Raw genomic sequence first — 16,137 nt, forward strand, 5'->3', positions numbered from 1 at the left:
GTAGCCGGGGCGGGCACGGATCAAGTCGAAGGCGTATCGTGGGGAACTCGAAAGGATGCTCAATGAATATGGCCGTAATCGGAGCGGGTTCTTGGGGTACAACGGTGGCGGCGCTCGCAGCTCGCAGACAGCCGGTCACATTGTGGGCACGACGACCTGAACTCGCCGACGCGATCAACCATGGGGAGAACCCGGACTATCTCGCCGGGTTCCGCCTCCCCTACGGCCTGCGCGCCTCGACCGACCTCGAACATGCCGTGTCGGCGGTTGAGGTCATCGTCATGGCGGTACCTTCGCACGGCTATCGGGCGGTCATGAGCGATCTGGCTTCGTTCGTCGACGACGACACGCCGATACTGAGCCTCACCAAGGGAATCGAGCAAGAGTCCCTGAAACGAATGAGCGAGGTGACGTTGGAGGTGCTCCCGACGCACGATCCGGCCAGAGTCGGCGTGCTGACGGGACCCAATCTCGCCAACGAGATCATGCAGGGCCAGCCTGCCGCCACCGTCATCGCCATGGAGGATCTAGAGGTCGCCGGCCTGCTACAGCAGGCGTTCATGGATCCGACCTTTCGGGTCTATACGAATAGAGACGTGGTCGGATGCGAGACGGCGGGCGCACTCAAGAATGTGATGGCGATCGCGGCAGGCATGGCGCGCGGGCTCGGACTCGGTGACAACACCCTGGCCGCCCTCATCACTCGCGCCATCGCCGAGCTCACCCGTCTCGGCGAGACACTCGGCGGTGAGCCGGCCACGTTCGCCGGCCTGGCAGGAGTAGGCGACCTGATCGCCACCTGCATGAGTTCCCAGAGCAGAAATCATCGGGTGGGTGTTGAGCTTGCCAGAGGTCGCTCGCTGGATCAGATCATCGAGGACATGCGGATGGTCGCCGAAGGGGTCAAGACGACCAGAGCCGTGCTCGATCTCGGAGCGAAGGTGGGAGTCGAAACGCCCATCGCCGAACAGGTCGGCCGGGTCCTGTACGACGGGGTACATCCACGCGAAGCAGTGCTGGCGCTCATGACCCGGCAGGCAAAACGCGAGGTCTGACCCTCAAGCCATTGCGGCTGCCGCACGCAAATCGCGATAGAGCAGTCGGGGATCGCCCAATCTCCTCCGCAGCTCTCGTTCGAGGCCGGCAATCGGATATAGATTCTGAGGTGCTCTGGGGTCCTTGTGACCGTGGGATGCAAAGCGCGGCAGGGAGGAGCTGACCAGGTCGGCCAGTGCGGCTGCCGCGGCCGGAGATTGGTCGGCCGAGGTCTCGAGCCGCACAACGGACGCCAGAGGATGCCCTGCGGGTCCTGGTAGACGGAGATACCACATGAAGCGCGACCACGAGGTGGTCGACAAGAAGATGGGAGTCCGCTGCCCGGCGTCCAGCGATCCGAGGATGGGGCGCACGGCCGGCGGCAGGTAGTGGACATGATGGGTCTTGATGTACCCAACGGACGACGGAACGTGCCGTCCCGCTCGCAGTGGACCATCCGCCACGACCAGGTCGGCCCCCTCGTGTTTGGTGACCACGGCGTTCTCGAGTTCACCCATCCGTTGCTGCAATGCCAGCCAGAGGGCCTCGGGAGTCTCCCCCGCCGCGGAGCGGGCCGCATAGGTCGTGTGCACCGTCGCAATGTCCTCCGCCCGTCCGGCCGAACTGAATAGCCCTCGCTCGACGACCGCTTCCACGACCTCGGCGCTCCCGTCCGCTCTGACGGCTCCGGCTGCGTACGACGCACATATGCCGAGCGTCGCCGTCCCTTCGGGTTCGGCGATCCAGACGTTGGCATCGATCCGCCGAACGCCGTCGACGAAGAGCACCGATTCGGCCGCTCTCCCGGATGGTTGGATCGGCGCCCAGTCGGCTGCCGGTACCTCGACATCGAGGGAGGGAGGGGCGGTCGTCTCGTCCATATCCGCGCTGACAGCCACCCCGTAGTCCGGCGCCCACGGCTCGATCGAGAAGTTCATCCGTCCGTCCTTTCGACCGTGGCTCCGGCCGGGCCCTTGCGAACCTCGAATCTGACCGGCACCTGTTCGGCGAGGTCTTTCACGTGAGTGATCAATCCGATTGTGCGACCGTCGGACCCGAGTTCATGGATCACTGCGGCGACGACGTCGAGAGACTCCGAGTCCAGGGATCCGAATCCTTCGTCGAGGAACATCGACTCGAGCCGGGCCACCCCATGCACCGACATCGAAGCCAGTTGCTCTGCGAGTGCCAGGGCCAGCGCCAGCGAGACGAGGAAGGTCTCACCGCCCGACAGAGTCTTGACCGAGCGTCGCTCATCGGCGTTGCGATGGTCGATGATGCGAAAGTCGCGTTTCTCGAGTTCGAGCGAGAACGCACCACCGGATAGATCGTCGAGGCGTTGATTCGCACCATCGACGAGAGCTTCGAGCGCTTCGGCCATCAGCCAGCCCTCGAATCCGCCGGCGGCCAGGTGCTGGGCCAGCGTCTTCGCAACCACAGACTGCTCCTGATGGCGATCTCGTTCCCCGGCGAGTTTGCCTGCCTTGGATCTTGCTTGAGCTATCCGCTCGACCTCCTGTGCAGCAACGGCCACCGCTTCGACACAGACGTCGCGGAGTCTCTGACCCCTTTGACCGTCGAAGTCCAGGTCCAGTCCCCGCAACTTCTCGATCACCAGTCGCTCCTGTTGATCGATCCTGTCTCTGGCTTCGATCGCCACCCGCTCGAGATCCTTCGCCGACTGCACACGGGATCGAGCCGTCTCGGCCGCCCATTCGACCAGGGTGGTCCAATCCTCTTCGAGATGCTTCCGTTCGGCGACGGGAGGCACAAGGGCCGCCAGGCTGTCGCGCGTGATATCGAAATCCCGCCGTGCCGTTTCGATCGTCTGACCAACTCCCCGCTCCTGAGCCCGGGCCGATTCGACGCTCCTGCGAGCCTCCTGCTCCACCTCGATGGCGCTCCGAAGGCGCAAGTCCAGATCCCGCCGAGCCGCCATCAGGCGTTCACTGTCGGACGCCTCCGGCCGACCGGCCAGAGATTCGCGGAGCTCGGCGACCCGCCGCTGCGCCTCCACACGGCGCGATGCGGCCGAAGCCAGCTTCTCCCCGCTCTCCACAGCTGCTGCTGCCGCAGCCGTACTCCGCTCGCGGAGCTGCTGCACGAGAGCTTCCGCCTCGGTCAACTCGTCTGGAGTTGACTCGTCGTCTGGAAGCTCGTCAACGGTCCGGCGGCACACCGGACACGGCGCGCCCACTTCGAGATGCTCAGCCAGGCTGTGAGCCGCGTGCCTGCGGCGCACCTCCTCGAGTCGGTCGAGCGCCGTGGCGAGCGCGGCATCGGAAGCGCCGGAAGCAGCTTTCGCCTGCTCGGCGGCGACACCGGCGGCCTTCTCCTGCTCGGAAGCGGCGGCCTCGGCCTCGATTTCTCCGGCGAGCCGGGCGTGCAGATCGAGGACTCGTGCGAGCACGGCGAGGTCCGGGATCTCCCCCGACTCCTTCTCCAACTCGATGCGCCGTCTTTCGGCGTCCACCGCGCCGGCTTGCGCGGCCTTCAACTGTGCGGCCGCTTGCTCCACGATTTTCGTGAGGTCGGCGAGGTCGGACGGCATTTCGATCGCCCGGAGCAGAGCCGCTTCACGCCGGAATCGCTCTGCATCCCGGGTCGCATCTGCAGCTGCGGTTCGTGCCTCCTCGAGGGTCGGCTCGGCGGCATCGATCTCCTCACGGACGGCAGCCAGGCCGTCCCGCCTCGATTCCGCCGTTCTCATTGCTTCCTCGGAGGCGAACCCGAGATCCTCCAACTGAACGGACAAGAGATCGATCGTGGTATCGGCCACCTTCTGACGATCGAGAGCGAGCTTCCTGACGATCTGGATACGGCCGAGATCGAGCAGCTCGCGCAGGAGTTCCTGTTTCTTCGCCGGGGTGTCTTGCAGAAATGCGGCGAACTCCCCCTGCGGGAGCACAACACATTTCGTGAAATGATCGAAGCCGAGTCCGACCAGCGCCTCGACCGCGTGCGTGACCTCGTCGGCGCCCATCACCGATTCAGGGCCGCCTTCCAGACGGGCTTCGGCGGTGGTCGCTCCGGTCTTCGTGCGCCTCACGACGCGCGCGGCCACATAATCGATTTCGCCGACGGAGAAATCGAAGCGCACCCTCGCCTCGGTCTTCCCGAGTGAGATGATGGGCTCCACCGCCGATTTCCCGAGCCGCGGCACCACCCCGTAGAGGGCGAACAGCAACGCGTCGACCAGGCTCGACTTCCCGCTGCCGGTCGGGCCGACAAATGCAAAGAGATCTGCACCGTCGAAATCGACGACGGTCTTGGTCCTGAAGGCGGTGAACCCCTCGACCTCGAGGCGTCTAGGCCTCATAGGTCTCCTCCAGCAGAGCGTCGAACAACGCCCCGAGCCTGCCGTCGTCGAGGTTCCTGTACTCGAGATACTCCCGGAAGAGTTCGGGAGCAGCCCTGCCCAGACGGGGCGCAACCCTGGGACGAGAACGACCCTCGGCCTGCGCCGCCAGAACCACGTCGACCGCGAACGGGAACAGGTCCCGTACTTCATCGGCCAGTCCCGCTCTGGCCGGTTCATCGAGTTCTATCTTCAGATACGCATCATCGGTAGTTCCGGCGAGAGACTCGATCTGCTCGAGGGTCCCGCGCAGCCGGATGAGCCGGCGCCCGGCCGCCAGCGGGACTTCCCGCACGGTGGCGGGTAGTCCCGGCTCGGCTTCCACGACCAGGACGCCTTTGGTGTCATCGACCTCGCCGAAGTCGAGCTGCATCGGTGATCCCGAATACCAGACAGGCGCTGCAGCAGGCACCTTCTGAAGCCTGTGAAGGTGCCCGAGAGCCACGTACGACAGCGAACCGGGAAACATCTGGGCGGCGATGGCGTAGGGGAAGACGTGGGCCGTCCGTTCGCCTCCGCCCATGACTCCGCCGTGCACGGTGAGGTGGGAACAGAAGATGTTGACCTGATCGGTGTGCATTTCATCTGTGAGCTTGGCGATGATTGCGCCGAGGCGCCCGGCGTACTTGCCGTCGTGCTGGTCGGGATCGAGCGCCATGAGGTCGTCGACATTGACGATGGCTCGCTGGCTGAGGAAAGGGAGAAGCGCCACCCGCGCGTCGAGATCCGGGAAACGGACGATCCCACCCTCGTCTGCCCGTTTCGGGAGCGCGACGACGGTCACCCTTCCCAGCTCGAGAAGAGGGGCGACGGCTTCGAGCCGTCTCGGATGGTCGTGGTTTCCGGCGACGACCACCACCGGAGCCACCTTGGCCAGATTCAGCAACGCCTCGTAGACGATCCGTTCCGATTCGGCGCTGGGAGCCGATACGTCGAACAGGTCCCCTGCCACCAGGACCAGGTCCACCGCCTCGTCTGCCGCCACTTCGGCGATGCCCGCCAGCACGGCCTTGTGCTCATCGGCACGGCTTCGCCCTCTTATCGTTCGACCGACATGCCAGTCGGAGGTGTGTAGGAACTTCACGCGGGCGATGGTACCGGGAGCCTGTGACTTTTCTTCCCGCAGCGCGCCGAGCGGCTGCCGGAGAGAACGGCCGGGCCGCAGGCGAGCAGGGAAGCCGGAAGCATCACCACCCCAGCCGATCGAGGCGGTCTTCGACCATCCGAACGTATCCCCCGCCGAAGAGCCGGACGTGCACCAGCAAGTGATGTAGTTGGAGAGCGGGCCGCCGCCGTTCCCATCCGTCTGTCAGGGGCCAGGCCTCCAGATATCCCTTCCACATAGCCTGCGGGATGCCGCCGAACACCGCCATGAACGCCAGCTCCACCTCCCTATCCGAGAACGACACGGCAGGATCGATGAGGAACGCCCCATCGACGATGTTCCCCGACCAGACATCGCCGTGCACGAGGCTCGGAGAGGGGGCATGCTCCTCCAAAAAAGCAGGCAGTGGACCATCGCACGCCGCTTCGAGCCGGATCCGCAGATGAGCAGGTATCGACGGATCGTCCAGATGAACCCGAACCCGGTTCGCAGCGAAGAACTCTCCCCAGGACGCCGTCCACGGATTCGGCTGCGGAAGCGACCCGATCACATTGTCGATCTCATATCCGAACGCCGGTGCCGACGTCCGGTGGACCCCGGCAAGGGTCGCGCCGAGTCCCTCCCAATCGGGCTGTCCCGTCACCCAGGCCATGACGAGCCCGGCCGAATCCGCTCTCAGAACCTCCGGAACAGGAGCCCCGGCCCTCGCCAGCCTCCGCAGACCGTCGGCTTCGACCCGGGCGTCGTAGTGCGTCTGTTTGACAGCCACCGGTCGGCCGTCCACGCTGGATCGGGTGACGGTCGCCCAGCTCAGCTGCTCAGCTCCTTGAGCCTCTCAACCAGACCGCGGGCCGCCGGGAGTATCACCTTGACCATTGCCCGGTAGTCCTCATCGGTTCCGTAATACGGGTCCGGAACCTCCCGGCCGCGCGAAGCCGGATCGAAATCGCGGAAGAGGTGGACCTTGGCGCGGGCACTCGACGAAGGTGCCAGTCGTCGCAGATCCTCGAAGTTGGCATGGTCCATCGCGACGATCAAGTCGAACTGTTCGAAGTCCTCGAGCCGAACCTGCCGCGCCGTCCCCCGGACGTCGAGACCCACCTCGGCCCCAGCCGCGATCGACCGGGGGTTCGGCCCATCGCCTATGTGATAATCGCCGGTGCCTGCCGAATCCACTTCGACCTGCAGACCCTCTTCAGCGGCGGCGGCCCGGATTGCGGCCTCCGCGGCGGGAGAGCGACAGATATTCCCGAGGCAGACGGTCAGGATTCGCATGGGACTGAGATTAGGGCGCGCCTGCAAAATGTTGCCGCGCAAGCGCACCGCCGGACGCGGATCCGAGAAAACCCGCCGGAGCTGCCGCTAGCCGAACAGCTCCTGCTCGAGTGGCGTTCGGAACCGTGGCTTGATCCGGTCGTCGCCGAGCCATTCGGACAGAGCAGCCGCCTCGGCCGCGAGCGCGGCGCGTGCCTCACTACCCACATCCCGGAGAAGCCGGAACGCGATCTCACCGCCGGGACGCTGCGCCCAGCCTCCCACGATCGACCCGTCGACCCACACCGTTGGTCCGGCGTTACCGTTGGAATCGAAGAGCAAAGCCGCCAGGTCGCCCAGGAACCACTCCCGCTCCTTCCAGCCCATCACCGACGGATCCAATCCGGGAAGCAGCACAACCGACGGGTCGTCCGACGACCCGGTCTCCAGATCGTCGGCAAGCACAACACCCGGGCCGTCGTCGAGCTCGACCTGCACGGTATCCAACCGGCTCAGCGCCGCACGCGTCTTGGACAGGGTCCACCCCGTCCACCAGCGCAGGTCGGTAATCGTTCCGGGACCATACGACATCAGCCATCTCCGCAGAAGCTCGGCCTCGGCCCACTCCGGGTCCAGCGCGGCGAGCCCGCCGTCGAGCCATACGTCGGTCTCCGCCCACCGGTACTGGCTCGACTTCCACGAACCGCGCGGGCGACCGCGCAGGATACGGCCCGTCGTCGCCAGCAGGAACAGGACCCTGGTGGAGACACCCACAATCCCACCCCAGGTCTTGCCCTCACCGAACATCAGCTTCTCACTCAACTCCGGCACGACGGCCGTCAACTCAACGGCCGTTGCCTCGCCGAACTCCCTCACGGCGGCGAGTGTGGCCTCCTCCACCCCTCTCAGCCACCGTTCACCGTCGGACGCCACACCCTGCTCTTCGAGCATTGCCACCAGACGACGCCGCTCGGCCGCCACCAGGTGACTCGTGCATGCGATCTGCATGGTCGAGGCCAGATCGACCGGCACTGCGAACAACGTCCGGCGCATGCCGAGCATGCGCACCAGCGAACGGCGCTCGTACAGCGCCTCTTCCATATCCGCGATGCGAAAATCGGCCAGGCGGGCGCGAGCCGAGAGAAACACCGTCACCGGGTCGCTGGAGTGCAACCCGACCAGATCCGCGGCGACCGTTTCGACGTCGGCGGCCGGGCCGGACAGATGATGGCGCTCCACCAGGCGCGCCCTGCGTTCGGGGGCGGAGAAACGTCTCATCGCTCCGGTGAGTCGCGTTTTCTCAGCAACGCAATGCCTCCTGAGTCACACACGGCATTGCCGAGAAACCTAGGACAGGCCTTCGAACGGATCGTCCGGCCGGTCTCCGGAAGGAGCCGGGCCCGCCTCACTGGCGCGAGTTGCCCACGACGGGAACGGGAACTCCAGCACGAGAGGAACCGGAATCTCCGGCTGGGTGACGAGCATCGTCCCCGGTTTGAGGATGGTGGCGCGCTGACGCTGGACTGAGGGCAGGAACCCGTACTCATCACGCGAGGCTTCTGCGGAATCAAGTCTTCCGACCACGCGGATCGAGGAGTTGGCGATGATTCGCCGCTCGACTTCAGACGCCGTTTGCTGGGCACCGATGAGAATCACCCCGAGCGAGCGCCCTCGCTCTGCGACGTCGAGCAGGATTTCTTTGATCGGACTCGACCCCTCGCGTGGTGCGTACTTGTTCAACTCATCGAGGACGATCAACAGCAGTTCCTCCGACTGCCCGGCTTTCTCCTTCTCGTCGAAGGCACCTCGCACCGTCACTCCGACGACGAATCGTTTCGCCCGGTCATGAAGATTGTGCAGATCGACGACCGTAACCTGGTTCTGCAGCGCAACGCGGTGCCGGCCGGGATTCGGGAGATCGGCCCGAATCAGATGCTCGATATGGCGAACCGCTCCCTGGAGGCGTCGAACGAAAGCGTTGATCGTTCCCGTGCCGATTGCAGGACCCGCCCACTGGTAGCGATCCTCCTCATCCTGCACGCGCAAGGTTATGAAGTCGACGAGATCCCGAAAAGACCGAAGAGTCGAGCCCTCGATGACGACTGCCCCGTCTTCGAGCCGGGAGGCGTGACGCAGCTGCGCCATGACGTTGTAGACGACCATGGTGTATTGCGAGCGGTCGTCTTCAGCGTCGGCAAAGAGGAAGGGAAGCAAATCGTCGTGACAAAACTCGGCGAGGCTCCAGTAGAAAGACGTGACTCCTTCGGTGCGAGCGTTGACGTCGGGAGCTCCGGTGGTGGAGCCGCGCCGCGGCGGGGCAAAGATGCCAACCGACCGGAAAGGCTGCGCCGGCAATCCCAGCGCCTGGTACCGATCGGCCTGCGTTTGATCAATCGCCAGATTGGGTCGATCGAGAAACAGGAGGTCCTCGCCCTTCACGTTGAATATGAGGGCTTTCGTGTTGACCGATCTCGACCCGAGGACGCCGGATTCGAAGAGTGAGTGCAGAAGGAACGTCGCATAGGTCGTCTTGGTGGCCACACCGGAGATCCCCGAGATATTGACGTGCGCCCCACGGCGACCGTCGACGAACTCGAGATTGGCATAGAGCGGTTCGTTGCTGCGCGACAAGCCGATGGGAAGCCGTTCACTCATCTTGTCGAAGAACAGCGCCTCATCGCGTTCGATGCCGCGCGCCCGGCGGACCTTCTGCCCGGGCCGAGGAGGGACGAAGATTTCCGGCTCGAAGCGGGTTGCCGTCACCTGAGCCGATTCAGATACCTCAGCCGGGAGAACGCCGTCTTCGATCAGAAAGACATCTGAATCGAAGCGCGCTCCCTCGTGACGGGCCCTCACCTGACCCACCATGCCGTATATCTTCACTTCCTCGTCGTCCGGCAGAGTGCGCTCCAGCGCGACCACATCGTCGAGTTGCATGTACTGACCGCTCGCGACGCTCACCCAGAACTCGAGGGGGGTGGCATCGTCGGTTCCAATGACTCGACCAACGAACTCGCTCTCGCTCACCACGATCCTTTCGGAAGAGTTGCAACGTACAACGTACAAGGTACAAGGTACGGAATCTCAATCGAGGGCTCAGCCGCAGGTCCACGTCTCACTACCCTTCCTCTTCCATGCAGATCACCACGACAACGATCGCACGTCGCCTCTGGGACACGTATATGACGGCCACCCGGAGGGAAACCGACGAAGCATCGAATGAATACCGTTCTGCGACTCCCCCGGAGTCGGCCGATCGCCGCGCCACCATTGTCTTGATCACCTCGGTGGTTGTGTTGCTCATCACCAACTTCGGGACCGACTGGAAATGGATCGCCGGAATCGGAGGATTCCTCGGTGCTGGCGGGGTGGAATCTCTCTTCACAACTGCCGATGCAGCACAGTTCAACCGGTTGGCCTGGTGGGCCGTCGTCCAGATCTCTGCGTACGTCGCACTCCCGCTGCTGGCCATTAGATACGGCCTGGGAGGGAAGCCGGTCGACTTCGGGGCAGGGGGCTCCCTCAAACACGCGGGGGTCTACATCGGCCTCCTGGCGGTCAGCATCCCCCTGATAGTCGCCGTCTCGTTCACCGACGGGTTCCAGGCCAAGTACCCGTTCTACGACCTGACCCCCGGACAACCTTTCTGGCCGTACCTCTGGATCTGGTGGGTGCTCTACGGTCTCCAGTTCGTTGCCCTCGAGTTCTTCTTTCGAGGTTTCATGGTCCACGGGTTGAAGCACCGTTTCGGGTACATGGCGGTGGTCATCATGGTGGTGCCGTACACGATGATCCATTTCCGCAAACCGCTCTTGGAGGCCATCGGCGCGATCTTCGGCGGAACGATCCTGGGAACGATGAGCCTGAAGACCAGATCGGTCTGGTGGGGCGCCGCACTGCACGTGACAATCGCCGGAACCATGGACGTTCTCTCCCTCGCTCACAAAGGGCTGATCTGATGAGGAGCACGGAAGCTGCCCTGGCGGGGGCCGGCGCGGCGATTCTCGGATGGATCGTCGGGTTACCTCTCGGGTTGGCGATACCGGCCGCGCTGGTCGCGGGAGCTAACGGATTGATTTCGGGATTGCGAGGCATCTACGCCTGGCGCACACCGAGCGGGTGGATCGGGTTCGTCCTCGACTCGACATGGGGGCTCGTCGGGACTGCGGCTTCCACCCTCATCCACGCACTGCAGGCCGCCATGCCATCGGGAAGGTATCGCGCCGATCTAAGTCTGAGGCGGGGCCGCCACGTGTACGAAGGCGGGTACCGGATCAGGTCCGGATTCGCATCGGCGATCGGGAACGTGATCACCAATGCAGACGGTGTCTCGGGACTGGACGGTACTGGCGGCCCGCGGAGACGCCTGCTCGTAGATCGTCACGAGATGCTGCATGTGTGGCAACAACGGTGGTTCGGCCCGCTGTTTCCGATCCTCTATGCGGCCTGGGCGGTCGTCGCCGGCCTGCTCGGACTGATGATCGGCCTCTCTACCCGGCGGTCGGTTTTCAAATCGGTCTTCACGCTGGCCTATTACGACAACCCATTCGAGTACTGGGCATACCGCCGGGATCGCTACTGGCCGCCCGCCGGAGCCGACCCGGTGCTCGCCTGGAGAGGTGGAGTGAAGGAGTCCCCCACCGACGACATTGTCTGACATTTCTCGGCAATGCCGGTGATCTCAGGCAACAACAGTATTGCCGAGAACTTACGATCCACTTTCTCAGCAATACTGTGCATCACCAGCAGTACTCACATTGCCGAGAAATCCGCGTCATCCGAAGTTTTCGATCCTCACCGGTGCGATCTCGCCCGCAGGTTCGAATCCGAAGAGTTGCCCGTAGAAAGACAACTCGGCTTCGCGTGTGGCGATGATCGTCTCGGCCTTGCCCAGAAAGTGATCCTCCCCCTCGATCAGGAGATACGAGTGAGGGAGGTTGTTCGAACGCATGGCATCGACAAAGACCTCCGCCTGGTCGGGCGTCACGATCGGGTCCTGAGCCCCCTGAATGATCAACACCGGGCAAGAAACCCGGTCTGCGAAATGGATCGGAGAACGATCGTGGGCAAGCCGGCGGGCCTCGGGCATCGGGCCGATCAGCGACTCGTCGTAGCGAGACTCGAACTTGTGCGTCGTCTCCATGAGCGCGGATATGTCGGCGACGCCGCAATAGGACGCTCCGGCGGTGAACACGTCGTGGAATGTGAGTGCGCAGAGGGTCACATAGCCCCCGGCGCTACCACCGCGAATAGCCAGACGGGCAGGATCCACCATGCCTTCGGCCGCCAGGAACCTGGCGGCATTGACGCAGTCGACAACGTCGGCATCACCCCAGCGGCCCTGGAGAGCGTTTCGATACTCCCTTCCGTATCCCGTTGAACCGCGGTAGTTCACGTCCATCACGGCAAACCCGCGGGTCGTCCAGAACTGCACGTGGAGGTTGAAGACCGCCCGGGTCTGTGACGTCGGCCCACCGTGCGACGACACGATCAAAGGGGGGAGCTCCCCATCGGGTGCCTCGTAGTCGGGGTTCGTCGGCGGGTAATAGAACCCATGAGCGACCGTGTCGTCGCTGGTCGGAAAGACGATCGGGCGGGGCCGGCTGATGTATCCCTCGTCCACGCCGGTGAGAGAAGCCCGCTTCACTACTTCGAACGATCCAGCCGGATCCACCGACAGAAGGGCCATGGGCTCGACGGCACCTCCCATCGTCGTCCAGATCCTTCCGCCGGCCACAGCCAGGAACGGACTCGATGCTTTTCTGTCATCGAGGTCGATCGGCCGGGCCTCGCCGTTCTCGATGATGACCAGCGACCACAGTCCGTCATCTGCCGCCTTGGCAACGACACGGCCGTCGGGAAGGAAGCCGTAGGTCCGGAATCCGAAGAGCCATGCCGGCTCGCCGAACTCGCGGTCGGCCCGATGGAGGGCCTCGAGCGAGTCACCTTCGACCCGGTAGAGATTCCACCAGCCCGACCGGTCGGACACGATGTGCAGAACCCCGTCCGGCGACCACTCGGGCTGGAAGAACGACTCGCCGGCTGATGGCAGGCGCCGCGCGTTCGAGAGCTCGTCGCCGTGCAGGTCGGCGGTCCACAGCTGAGTCTGATCCCAAGGCATGTTCGGGTGATCCCACGCCAGCCAGGCCAGTCGCGACCCGTCCGGGCTGACCCGCGGTGACGCATAGAAGTCGTGGCCCGTGACCAGCACGACCGGTTGCCCGGCCCCTTCCGAGTCCACGAGCACCAGTTCGTTGCGGGCCTCCCCCTCCGCTGTGTGATCTTCGCGCACCGTGATCAGACGGTCGCCGGAGAAGACCGTGTCCGCATACCGCCATGCGCGAGGTCCCGGAGGTTCCGGCGTGATCGGACGCGGCTCTCGACCGTCGAGCCTGTATATGCGCTGATCCTCGAATGAGGATGCGACGATTCTGCCGCGGTCGACCGCCAGGGAACTCCCGCCGTATTCATGGACGAGGGTCCTGGCATTGAATCCGGGGGCGATCTCGTCGATGCGGCCGTCCCGGCACCGCATCAGCGCAACGCGGCCGGACTCCGAAGCTCGAAACTCTCCCCAATAGACATCAACACCGTCGGAAGTCAGCTCCCAGAACGAAATCTGGCCGCCGGCCAGCATCGCGGGAGTGATCGGGGAGTTCCAGGCGCCGTAGGGAGCTGTAGCAGGCATGGGACAACCCTACCGGTCGGAAGACGGAAGGGGATCGACAGTCACCGGACCGGCACAACGAGGTAGACGGAATCGCCCGCCGTCACATAGAGCTCGCCGAATCCGTCGGTGCCGAAGGAAGTCACTCCGCCGATGGAACCGACGTCTGCCGTCCAGTCGGTCGGCTCGGTCACCTCGGAGCCATTCCAGGCAAAGCTGCGGAGCCATCCGCCGCAATAGTCCGAGTAGAAGTAGTGACCGTTCAACTCGGGGATCGCATCACCCCGGTAGACGTATCCGCCTGTGATCGAGCAGGCTCCTCCGTCGCCGTGGGCAACCTCCACGACCGGGAGCGTGATGCCGGTCGTGTCACACCCGGTCGGCGGTGAAAAGCAGTGGAGACCTTCGACGATCGGCCACCCGTAGTTCAATCCCGGTGCCGCGGCAGGAGCCACGTTGATCTCTTCGAAGGAGTTCTGGCCGACGTCGGCGACGTAGATCAGTTCACCGTCGAACGAGAACCGCCACGGATTGCGAAGACCGTACGACCACACCTCATCGAATGGATTCCCGGGTGCCGGCCCGAATGGATCGGTGGCGAACCTGAGGATCGCTCCGAACACGGTGTCGCTGCGCTGCCCGTGGCCGAAGGCATCGTTGCCCCGCCCACCGTCGCCGAGGGCCAGGTAGAGGTGTCCGTCCGGACCGAAGGAGAGCATGCCGCCGTTGTGGTTGGAAGCCGGTTGATCGGCCGTGAACAGTATCCGACCTGAGGATGGGTCGGCGCGGTTCGGGTCGGCGGAGAAGAGGTACGAGGCGAGCACGGTGTCTCCGCGGATGTCCGAGTAGTGAACGAAGAAGCGGTCTTCCACCGCCGGATCGAACGCGAGGCCCAGCAAACCTTGTTCACCTTCGTTGCGAACGAGATCGGCGATGTCGAGAAACGGCTCGTCGAGCACCGGCCCTCCCTCCGAAACCCAGATACGGCCCTCTTTCGAAACGACGAACAGTCGAGAGTCGCCGGTGGGCGCATCGACGAACACGGGGAAATCGAGATCACCGGCAATCTTCCGGTAGGCCAGACCAAGGAGCGGATCGAGCGTGACGGTCGTCGTCGTGGTCGTGCTGGTGACGGTGGTGGTGGTGGTCGTGGTGGTGGTGGTGGTGGACTGATCGGTCGCGACCGGGTTGGTCGACGGGGAGGTGGAGCTCGTGCCGGACGTGCTCGGAACGGAAACGGCCTCCTGGACGTTCCCGGAACAAGCGGCGAGCAGGATGATCCAGGCTATCCATCGACGCATTCTGTAAGGGTAACGACGCTTCGGAGCAAGGGACATTTCAGACGCACACTGGAGGCAAAACGGTGGGTTGAGCCGGTAGGCTGGTGGCCGAGCCATCGATCAGGAGCGTCGGTCTATGTGTGCGAAATGGGACGATTCGATCGAGGGGAGGCGGCTCCATCCAGAGAGCCTCATGATGAGCTACGGATACAATCCGGCGTGGTCTGAGGGGTCGCTCAAGAGCCCTATCTTCCAGACCTCCACCTTCGTATTCCAGACTGCCGAGGAGGGCAAAGCGTTCTTCGAGGTCGCCTACGGGTTGCGCGAGGCCAACGAGGGCGAGGGTATCGGGCTCATCTACAGTCGGCTCAACAACCCTGATCTGGAGATCCTCGAAGACAGGCTGTCGCTGTGGGATGGAGCCGAGTCTGCCGCGGCGTTCAAATCGGGTATGGCGGCGATAAGCACAACGCTCTGGGCCTACCTCCGTCCCGGTGACGTTCTCCTCTACAGCCGACCCATCTACGGCGGTACGGATCACCTTGCCAACTATGTACTCCCCGAGTTCGACATCACCCCGGTCGCCTTTGACTGTCGAGACACTGTCGAGTCGATCGAGGCGCGACTATCGAACGAGGCCCCGGGGAAGCGCCTCGGCCTGATCCTCATCGAGACCCCGGCCAACCCGACCAACGACCTGATCGACATAGCAATGGGAGCCGAACTCGCCTCCCGGCATTCGTCGGACGATCATCGTGTGCCGGTTGCGGTGGACAACACCTTCCTCGGACCGGTGTTTCAGCGGCCGCTCGATCATGGAGCCGACATCGTTCTCTACTCGGCGACCAAGTTCATCGGCGGGCACTCGGATCTGATTGCCGGCGCGGCTCTCGGGTCGGAGAAGATGATGGCGCCGGTCCGGGCAATGCGCACTTTCCTCGGAACGATGGTCGGCCCCTGGACCGGGTGGCTACTCCTCCGCAGTCTCGAGACCCTCCATCTGCGCATGAACCGCCAGGCCGAAAACGCCATACGGGTAGCTGCCTTCCTTCGAGAGCACCCGAAGGTCATCAATCTCCGCTACCTCGGCCACCTCGACGCAGGTCATCCGCAGTTCGACCTCTACAAGCGCCAGTGCCTCGGATCCGGTTCGATGATCTCCTTCGAAGTTCCCGGCGGCGAAGCCGGAGCGTTCCGCTTTCTCAATGCTCTCAAGATGGTCCATCTCGCCGTGTCGCTCGGCGGCACAGAGTCACTGGCGGAACACCCGGCCAGCATGACCCATGCAGACGTCGGGCGCGCGGAGAAGGACCGCTTGGGAGTCACCGAAGGTCTGGTACGGGTCTCGATCGGGGTGGAACACCCTGATGATCTGATCCTGGATCTCGGTCAAGCGTTGAATGCCGTATGAAGCAAGGGGTTGGCTCCAGGTTCCGGG

Annotated in this window: 13 protein-coding genes; 4 read left to right on the top strand and 9 right to left on the bottom strand. The window is 64.0% G+C overall.

The window, feature by feature from the left end; all coding sequences use genetic code 11:
* Nucleotides 1–62: 62 nt before the first annotated feature.
* Nucleotides 63–1,055, top strand: coding sequence for an NAD(P)H-dependent glycerol-3-phosphate dehydrogenase (locus VLT15_05225; GenBank protein ID HSR44620.1), 993 nt, complete (start codon nt 63–65; stop codon nt 1,053–1,055).
* A gap of 3 nt (nt 1,056–1,058) precedes the next feature.
* On the opposite strand, the gene VLT15_05230 is transcribed toward VLT15_05225, so the two are convergent.
* The 7 genes from VLT15_05230 to VLT15_05260 all read right to left on the bottom strand — a co-directional run bounded on the left by VLT15_05230 (nt 1,059) and on the right by VLT15_05260 (nt 9,779).
* Complete coding sequence (locus VLT15_05230) at nt 1,059–1,973, bottom strand: hypothetical protein (GenBank protein ID HSR44621.1); 915 nt, start codon at nt 1,971–1,973, stop codon at nt 1,059–1,061.
* Nucleotides 1,970–4,354, bottom strand: coding sequence for an SMC family ATPase (locus VLT15_05235; protein ID HSR44622.1), 2,385 nt, complete (start codon nt 4,352–4,354; stop codon nt 1,970–1,972). Before VLT15_05235 ends, VLT15_05230 begins: the two co-directional genes overlap by 4 nt.
* Nucleotides 4,344–5,477: an exonuclease SbcCD subunit D gene (locus VLT15_05240; protein ID HSR44623.1), complete on the bottom strand. Its 1,134-nt coding sequence runs from the start codon at nt 5,475–5,477 to the stop codon at nt 4,344–4,346. Before VLT15_05240 ends, VLT15_05235 begins: the two co-directional genes overlap by 11 nt.
* A gap of 103 nt (nt 5,478–5,580) precedes the next feature.
* Nucleotides 5,581–6,267 carry a fructosamine kinase family protein gene (locus tag VLT15_05245; protein HSR44624.1) on the bottom strand — a complete coding sequence of 229 codons (687 nt, stop codon included), beginning with the start codon at nt 6,265–6,267 and terminating at the stop codon, nt 5,581–5,583.
* A 41-nt stretch (nt 6,268–6,308) separates the two neighbouring features.
* Nucleotides 6,309–6,773 (bottom strand): low molecular weight protein-tyrosine-phosphatase, encoded by a 465-nt coding sequence (locus VLT15_05250; GenBank protein HSR44625.1) that lies wholly within the window; start codon nt 6,771–6,773, stop codon nt 6,309–6,311.
* Nucleotides 6,774–6,860: 87 nt separating this feature from the next.
* Nucleotides 6,861–8,030: a winged helix DNA-binding domain-containing protein gene (locus tag VLT15_05255; protein ID HSR44626.1), complete on the bottom strand. Its 1,170-nt coding sequence runs from the start codon at nt 8,028–8,030 to the stop codon at nt 6,861–6,863.
* 69 nt (nt 8,031–8,099) lie between these two features.
* On the bottom strand, nt 8,100–9,779 hold the full coding sequence (locus tag VLT15_05260) for an ATP-binding protein (protein HSR44627.1): 1,680 nt from the start codon (nt 9,777–9,779) through the stop codon (nt 8,100–8,102).
* A 107-nt stretch (nt 9,780–9,886) separates the two neighbouring features.
* Between VLT15_05260 and VLT15_05265 the strand changes: the two genes are divergently transcribed.
* Together VLT15_05265 and VLT15_05270 are read left to right on the top strand one after the other, a co-directional pair.
* Nucleotides 9,887–10,711: a CPBP family intramembrane glutamic endopeptidase gene (locus VLT15_05265; GenBank protein HSR44628.1), complete on the top strand. Its 825-nt coding sequence runs from the start codon at nt 9,887–9,889 to the stop codon at nt 10,709–10,711.
* A complete protein-coding gene (locus VLT15_05270) occupies nt 10,711–11,409 on the top strand; it encodes a hypothetical protein (protein HSR44629.1) in 699 nt (232 codons plus the stop codon). Before VLT15_05265 ends, VLT15_05270 begins: the two co-directional genes overlap by 1 nt.
* A gap of 117 nt (nt 11,410–11,526) precedes the next feature.
* On the opposite strand, the gene VLT15_05275 is transcribed toward VLT15_05270, so the two are convergent.
* Together VLT15_05275 and VLT15_05280 are read right to left on the bottom strand one after the other, a co-directional pair.
* Complete coding sequence (locus VLT15_05275; GenBank protein ID HSR44630.1) at nt 11,527–13,440, bottom strand: S9 family peptidase; 1,914 nt, start codon at nt 13,438–13,440, stop codon at nt 11,527–11,529.
* Nucleotides 13,441–13,481: 41 nt separating this feature from the next.
* Complete coding sequence (locus VLT15_05280) at nt 13,482–14,720, bottom strand: PQQ-dependent sugar dehydrogenase (protein HSR44631.1); 1,239 nt, start codon at nt 14,718–14,720, stop codon at nt 13,482–13,484.
* A gap of 115 nt (nt 14,721–14,835) precedes the next feature.
* Here VLT15_05280 and VLT15_05285 point away from each other — a divergent pair, with 115 nt between their 5' ends.
* Nucleotides 14,836–16,110 (top strand): cystathionine gamma-synthase family protein, encoded by a 1,275-nt coding sequence (locus VLT15_05285; GenBank protein HSR44632.1) that lies wholly within the window; start codon nt 14,836–14,838, stop codon nt 16,108–16,110.
* The last annotated feature ends 27 nt before the right edge of the window (nt 16,111–16,137 follow it).

This window comes from Acidimicrobiia bacterium, assembly GCA_035471805.1.
Taxonomy (GTDB): Bacteria; Actinomycetota; Acidimicrobiia; order Spongiisociales; family JAHEDJ01; genus JAHEDJ01.

What these genes read in the sequence shown, in the direction of transcription:
- VLT15_05225 (HSR44620.1), top strand. Translation starts at nt 63, where the DNA reads ATGAATATGGCCGTAATCGGAGCGGGTTCTTGGGGTACAACGGTGGCG.
- VLT15_05230 (HSR44621.1), bottom strand. Translation starts at nt 1,973, where the DNA reads ATGAACTTCTCGATCGAGCCGTGGGCGCCGGACTACGGGGTGGCTGTC.
- VLT15_05235 (HSR44622.1), bottom strand. Translation starts at nt 4,354, where the DNA reads ATGAGGCCTAGACGCCTCGAGGTCGAGGGGTTCACCGCCTTCAGGACC.
- VLT15_05250 (HSR44625.1), bottom strand. Translation starts at nt 6,773, where the DNA reads ATGCGAATCCTGACCGTCTGCCTCGGGAATATCTGTCGCTCTCCCGCC.
- VLT15_05255 (HSR44626.1), bottom strand. Translation starts at nt 8,030, where the DNA reads ATGAGACGTTTCTCCGCCCCCGAACGCAGGGCGCGCCTGGTGGAGCGC.
- VLT15_05265 (HSR44628.1), top strand. Translation starts at nt 9,887, where the DNA reads ATGCAGATCACCACGACAACGATCGCACGTCGCCTCTGGGACACGTAT.
- VLT15_05270 (HSR44629.1), top strand. Translation starts at nt 10,711, where the DNA reads ATGAGGAGCACGGAAGCTGCCCTGGCGGGGGCCGGCGCGGCGATTCTC.
- VLT15_05275 (HSR44630.1), bottom strand. Translation starts at nt 13,440, where the DNA reads ATGCCTGCTACAGCTCCCTACGGCGCCTGGAACTCCCCGATCACTCCC.
- VLT15_05280 (HSR44631.1), bottom strand. Translation starts at nt 14,720, where the DNA reads ATGCGTCGATGGATAGCCTGGATCATCCTGCTCGCCGCTTGTTCCGGG.
- VLT15_05285 (HSR44632.1), top strand. Translation starts at nt 14,836, where the DNA reads ATGTGTGCGAAATGGGACGATTCGATCGAGGGGAGGCGGCTCCATCCA.